This is a genomic window from Phyllobacterium sp. P5_D12 (genome assembly GCF_054049495.1).
Genome location: NZ_JBFUMG010000258.1, coordinates 1 through 6,120 on the forward strand (window position 1 = coordinate 1; position 6,120 = coordinate 6,120).

The 6,120-nt window shown below is 56.3% G+C and carries 6 protein-coding genes; 3 read left to right on the top strand and 3 right to left on the bottom strand.

The window, feature by feature from the left end; translation table 11 throughout:
• Positions 1–1,019 precede the first annotated feature (1,019 nt).
• Entirely contained in the window at positions 1,020–1,325 is a 306-nt protein-coding gene (locus ACXJ5O_RS16335; protein ID WP_457300806.1) for a hypothetical protein, read from the top strand.
• A gap of 9 nt (positions 1,326–1,334) precedes the next feature.
• Here the strand turns inward: ACXJ5O_RS16335 and ACXJ5O_RS16340 are convergent, their stop codons facing one another.
• The gene (locus tag ACXJ5O_RS16340) at positions 1,335–2,006 is read right to left on the bottom strand and encodes a pentapeptide repeat-containing protein (protein ID WP_457300811.1); all 672 of its coding nucleotides are present in this window, start codon (positions 2,004–2,006) and stop codon (positions 1,335–1,337) included.
• Positions 2,007–2,165: 159 nt separating this feature from the next.
• Between ACXJ5O_RS16340 and ACXJ5O_RS16345 the strand changes: the two genes are divergently transcribed.
• Positions 2,166–2,594, top strand: a complete 429-nt coding sequence (locus ACXJ5O_RS16345) for a DUF4864 domain-containing protein (protein ID WP_457300807.1) — start codon at positions 2,166–2,168, stop codon at positions 2,592–2,594.
• A gap of 17 nt (positions 2,595–2,611) precedes the next feature.
• Here ACXJ5O_RS16345 and ACXJ5O_RS16350 read toward each other — a convergent pair whose 3' ends face one another.
• Entirely contained in the window at positions 2,612–3,547 is a 936-nt protein-coding gene (locus ACXJ5O_RS16350; protein WP_457300808.1) for a dimethylarginine dimethylaminohydrolase family protein, read from the bottom strand.
• A gap of 11 nt (positions 3,548–3,558) precedes the next feature.
• On the bottom strand, positions 3,559–5,148 hold the full coding sequence (locus tag ACXJ5O_RS16355) for an amidohydrolase (RefSeq protein ID WP_457300809.1): 1,590 nt from the start codon (positions 5,146–5,148) through the stop codon (positions 3,559–3,561).
• A gap of 110 nt (positions 5,149–5,258) precedes the next feature.
• Between ACXJ5O_RS16355 and ACXJ5O_RS16360 the strand changes: the two genes are divergently transcribed.
• On the top strand, positions 5,259–6,120 hold an 862-nt coding region (locus ACXJ5O_RS16360), incomplete at its 3' end, for a LysR substrate-binding domain-containing protein (protein ID WP_457300810.1).

The window sequence follows — 6,120 nt, forward strand, 5'->3', positions numbered from 1 at the left end:
GGATACAGACTCTGATACGCCAAAAATATGCGGGAGCGCTGCAAGCATCAATTTTCGCTTGGGACTCGGTATCCAGCATTCTGACGACGAGGTGCAGACGCTCGTAGATTTAGGCCTCATCCGTCAGGCTTGATGTTGCCGCCCGAATCTCATCCGGCGAGATTGACATGTTGCCCGTCGGCTAAGGGCCTGAAGTTCAGCGAATTAGTGCGCTAAACTGTCAACTTTAGCTGAATAACTCACGCGACGGACCACGTCAGAGTGTTTATTTGACAGACATGCGAGCGAGAGCAGTCTAATCCTGTTGCGCCTGGAATTCTTTGCAACTGGGCCCGGCGCTTTGGCCCATCCTTCGATAAGTAAGTCTCCCGCCGGGCCCCGCCCGATTTAGTTGGTCGAAACCATGACGGGCAACATGAATTTGAGTTTCTGTCCGCTCCGCGAGGCAGTATTGTTGACATTCCGGTTCATTGACGTGGAATCTCAACTCATCACAGGTGGAGGATCGGATGAGAATGTTGCTTGCTGCCTGACCGTTTGCAGCAAGGCGCGTCAAATTGGGATCCAATGCMGAACGCGCCGAGGCTAATAAAACTCAAGGTGAGCAATGTCGGTCCGGGGGGTGCGAAACCGGGAAAATCCGACTACCTTCATTGCCGCGAGAAGCTCTGTTCATAAGACGCGCTGTAACGGCAGACAGCAGCGATCTCGACCAACCGAACGCCAAACACAGCGGCGTTGAACCTGCTTGGTCGTCAAGTCCGAAACGGTTCCAACTCAGTGGCATGAAGTTTTTTGACCATTTGGAACCATCGCGCTCATTGCGCGTTTTACCTTTGCCAGGATGGCATTGGACAAGTTCCAAAAAGTATCCTGACACGAGGCTCAGTATAGTCCAACCAAAATGGGCTATCTGGGCCTCACTTGTCTTCATGGACCATGTAGCCAAGATTTGCTCCTTTGAATTGGATCGAATTGCGCTTCCAAACGTTGAGCGAATTCAACCAGGAGGACCAGCCATGAACGCAGCTAATCTGCAAATTGAAGGTCTCTGTCTCGCCATTGCATCGATAAACCGGTTGCTCGTGGCCAAGGGGCTCGTTTCGCAAGAAGAGTTGGACGTTGCGTTTCAGAAAGCCGAAGCGACTGCTCACGGGGATAATCGCTTTGTTGAGGGCCTTACACCGTCAAACCGCGATGCGGTTTGCTTTCCCATCCGGATCCTCCAGATTGCCAATGATACCGGAGCCGAAAAACCATGGTCATTTTCGGAATTAGCGAAGCTAGTTGGCGAAAGCAAGGAGCCATACAATGATCAACGCTAGGTGACTCCCTTAGTCGGCGGTGCATGGCCAACTGCCAGGAGTAGACAGTCCATCTGGTAGTTTGGTTGAGGTGTCTCCGCACGCAAGATCGATTTGTGACTGCTGCAAGCCCTGCGCAGCGGACAAGTCCAGTCCTTCTATTCTAGTCCGGAACATGAATGCGCCTTCGAACACGGGTTTGCCTCCGATGGTAGCCCCCGTCAGGTCAGCGCGCGAGAGGTTTGCAAGGAAAAACCGTGCGTCCGCCAGTGCTGCCTTCTGGAAATTCGCACGCCCCAGTTCCGCTTTCTCGAAGTTTGCGTTCTTGAGGCTTGCTCCGCTGAAATCCGCGCGCTGAAATTCCGCGCTGGCGAAAGATGCGCCATCGGCAGAAATGCCGGCGAAGCTTGATCGATAGGCTTCGACCCTTGAGAAGTTGGCTTTCTCGGCTTTGGCACCCGCCAAGGATGCCCGCATCAAGCTGGCTTTTTCGAAATTTGCAGACGTCAGGTTGGAATTGCCTAAATCCGTCGCATTGAAATCGGTTCCAATCAGATTGGCTCCCTCGAGGTTGCTCCCCGGTATGATAATGCTTTTCTTGCTGCACTCGCTCCAGTCCAGGCCTGGCGAAGCCGTACTGCCACAATCTGCTGCTGCAGCTGGATCGTATCCCAATGCGGATACCGTCGCTGCAAACACCATCGCGAAAGCCAAACACCTTACCGTTTGCATTGCTGTGACTCTCCTCATCCAGTTGGCAGAATGGCGCTTTGCCGGCCGAAATTCAATTCCGGGTGATCGCTAAAAGCGTATACTCGCATCGATAGGTGCCGTGAAGAGGACTTATCGCCGAGGACGGATATGGGTAGAGCGTTTTGCTTGAGACTGGTTGTCGGCGCACTGCTGTTGTTCGCTGTGCCTGCGATTGCGTTTGCCGAGGAGGCCGTCGAAACGGCTCAATCRATCATAAAACAGCAAATAGATGCCTTTCTCAGAGACGATGCGCGTACCGCATTTTCTTTTGCTTCGCCAGAGATACAGGGCAAGTTCCTCAACGAGTCCCTCTTTTTTGAAATGGTCAAGAAGGCCTACCAACCTGTTTATCGGCCGGGCAATTTCGCCTTCGGACGAAACAAGGTCGCTGGCGATCAGGTGATCCAGGAGGTCCTGATCACCGGACCAGATGGCAAGGATTGGACTGCCATCTACCAACTCGTGAAACAAGCCGACGGCACCTACAAAATCAACGGCGTCCAGATCGTTCAATCCGCGCCCGGCCCCGCGATCTGAACTGTCTGTCGTATCCCCTATTCCGGTGAGCGCAAAAGAGCCTGCGCCATGCAGTGAATACCACCACCGGTTTTGGAGATTTCGCTCATATCGACCGCAGCGACTTCAAATCCCGTCGCCTTGAGCTTTTCAATCAAGGTCTGGCTCGACGTTGGTGCGATGACACGGTCCTTGCCGAGCGACATGAAGTTGCAGCCCAGATTCATCGTATCCTGAAATGGCACATCGATGATCTCGTGACCCTTGGATTTCAGCCAGTCGACGATCGCCGGCTCCGTGCAGGCAAGACAGACCGCAGTAAGCTTCGGCGCGATCGGCACAACCATCAGGTCGATGTGGACGTAATATTCATCGATGAAGGCAAGGCGCGTCTCCCAGCCCTCCTTGCGGAACCAGTCTTCGACTTGCCGGGCGCCCTCCTCCTGCGTGCGTGCGCCGCCGCAACCGATCAGCACACAGCCCTCCTCGATGACGTTGAAATCACCGCCCTCGAATGTGCCGGCAGTGACCATGTCGTAGATCGGAATGCCGAGCCGCTCATAGGTGCGGATGGCGGCATAGTTTTCGCCGCGACGCCACCAGTTGGCCATGGCGGTGATGATCGCACCATAGGGTGTCATCACACTCGAATCGCGTGAATAGACCTGCATCGGCAGCTCAGGCTCCGGCTCGTGCCAGTGGATCTTCACGCCAAAATGTTCGTAGGCCGCAACCARCTCCTTGTGCTGGGCCTGCGCGGTCTGGATGTTGCACGGCGCTTCGCGCAAATGTTTGCGCGACAGCGAACTTGTCGCCATATGGCGCAGGAACGCCGGCGAACCAAGCAGCACGTCAGTTAGCGGATCCGTTTCATTGCGAAAACCCCAGCCTTTGAGTGGCTTGGTGCCGCCATTGGCATTGCGCCGCTTCAGAGTGAAAGCATCGGCCGCAAAGTCCTGTTCGTGACGTGTCATTAGACTGTCTCCTATTGTGCGCCGGTGGGTATCCACCACTCGCGCCCGCGTGCAGTTGTTACATATTCCGGCCAGCGGAAATGGATTGGCGGTTCGTAATCACACAGCGGCGCGATCCACTTCGAGCCGCCAACGCCGCCGCCTGTGCGTTCGATGAATTCATCCTTTGCCAGTTTTCGCGCGCCTTCGTCCTCAAGCAGGCGCAAGGCTGTCAACGCAACAGTCTTCGCAGCGCAGACCACCATCGGATCGATCGTCGCCGGAATGCCGCCAAGCGCGTTCATCACCCAGCTGGGATAAGCGTATCCCTTGGGTGCTTTCAACGCCGGTCGCGCCACATAGAAACGGACTGTCGGCGCGTGCCAGGTCATATCGGTATAGTCGTCTGACGTGGAGTTGATCTGTGACGGCGGCAGGTCACGGCGGAGGATTGCTTCGGCCTCCTGTGGTGAAATCAGCTTCTCGCATTCGTCGATGAATGGCTCGTCCATTGCCTCGACACCAGCATTAATCTGGATTTCACGCGCAATGGCCTTCGCCGTCTGATCCCAACGTGGTGCACCGACAATGTTGAGTGCTTCCCAGGTGATTTCAGCCATCGCGTGATTGGCAAGGCCTGGGCGCGACTTGCAAACCCAGTGCCGTTCCACCCGGCAGCCTGTCATCGCCGCAGCGTGCTCGGCATTGCGGTCGAGCGCTGCGGTCAACTGTTCCGCCATGGCAATCGTTGGTACGCGCATCATGTATTGAATCTCGGCAAGACCCGCCGGAAGATTGTCGGCCGTCGCCTGCCCCGCCGTCAGGATTGCCTCGCTGATCGACCAGCCGCCCTGATGCGGCAGCATGGAATCGCGCAATGCCTTTGACGCCATGTACATCATCATCAGCGCGTCATTGGCGCCCGGCGCCCGGACGGCGGAATGAGATTGCGGGATGGGAGCGCCGTCGCTCAAACCCCATCGCTCGGGCTGATCGCAGACAAAGCGGTAAATCATCGAATAGGCAGCGCCGCAATGCGTGTCCCAGCGCACGGTATTGCACAGCGGTAGCATATAGAACGGATGAAACGAGATCATGCCGTCAAGCCCGTCATAATAACCCTTAGCGGCATGGATCGGCTTGGAACCACGCACCTTCTCGGCGGGCTCTCCGGTAAAGCGCAACGTCCCCGCGATGCCATGTCTTTCCATAGCCGCCTTGGTTGCCAGCAAACCACCCAGACCAGATATGCCAAGACCGGAATGTGGATCCGTATGTCCACCCGCGTGCTCGCTCAGTCCCGGACGTGGGCGCTTTGCCGTCGACGCGTCCTGGCAGTTGCCCGGGACCGCATCGTACTCGGCATACATGCCGATTGTCGGCGACTTGCCGTTTGTTCCGGCCTTGTTGGTCCAATGGGCGCAAAATGCCGTTGGCATGCCGCCGGAGCCAACCTCGACGTCAAAACCCTCTTGACGCAGCCGCGCCACGTACCAATCGGCCGATTGATATTCGCGCCATGCAGTCTCGCCGAAATCAAAGATCGTGCGGGTCCAGGACGACAGATCAGACGCGTGATCGTCAACGAAATTCAATGCCGATGCCGCCGCTGCCGTGATCAAATTCTGTCTCCCACTGCCAGGAGATAATCATCTGGAAGGCGGGACAAAAAGTGATATGTTTTTTCAAAACGTGCAAATTCTATTCACCCCTCCCTCACAAGGACCGTCTGATGCGGATACCATCCACCCAGGCACTTCGCGCGCTGGAAAGCTTCGCCAGGCACGGCAGCGTCTGGCGAGCGGCGGAAGAATTGCATCTGACCCGCAGCGCGGTCAGTCATCAATTGCGGCTGCTCGAACGCGATCTCGGGTTCGAGCTGCTGCAACGGGATGGAAAAGGCGTCACGCTGACGCCTCGCGGCCGCAAATATGCCAATGATGTTCGTAAGGCGCTCATCGTCATCGACGATGCAGGCGAACGGCAAAGCCCGGCTGGTACTGGCGGTTCATTGTGCATTAGCTGCACGGCGGGCTTCGCGTCGCTGTGGCTATGCACCCATATCGCCGAGTTTCAGGAGAAATATCCTGATGTGGCGCTGCGCATCATAACGCCGCGCAAGCTCGACGATGTCAGCGATGCCAGCGTCGACCTCTTTATTGCGTTTGGCGATGGCAATTGGCCAAGTAGATCAGTCGAACTCCTCTGCGAGGTGGAGTTCACACCGCTATGCAGCCCGGTTCTCCTCAACAATCTCGGCGGCATCGCCGAACCGAAGGACATCTTGCGTGCGCCGTTGTTGCACCTCGGCGACTTCGAGGACTGGACCCGCTGGCTGGCACTCGCCAATGTCGACAATCCGGATTCGGAACGAGGGATTCTGTTTTCCGACATGAACCTCGTCTATTCGGCCGCCATCACCGCGCAGGGCATCGCCATGGGCGATGAACTCACCTGTCGCAAAGCCATGAGAGCTGGTCAACTCATCCGGCCGTTCGATCTCAGCATCAAATCACCGAAGTCCTATTTTCTTGTCACGGATTATGCGAAAATCGATCATGCTGCTCAGCTTGCATTCACGCAGTGGTTGAAAT

Excerpts from the sequence above, each read along its gene's own strand:
- ACXJ5O_RS16335 (WP_457300806.1), top strand. The coding sequence starts at position 1,020 with ATGAACGCAGCTAATCTGCAAATTGAAGGTCTCTGTCTCGCCATTGCA.
- ACXJ5O_RS16340 (WP_457300811.1), bottom strand. The coding sequence starts at position 2,006 with ATGGTGTTTGCAGCGACGGTATCCGCATTGGGATACGATCCAGCTGCA.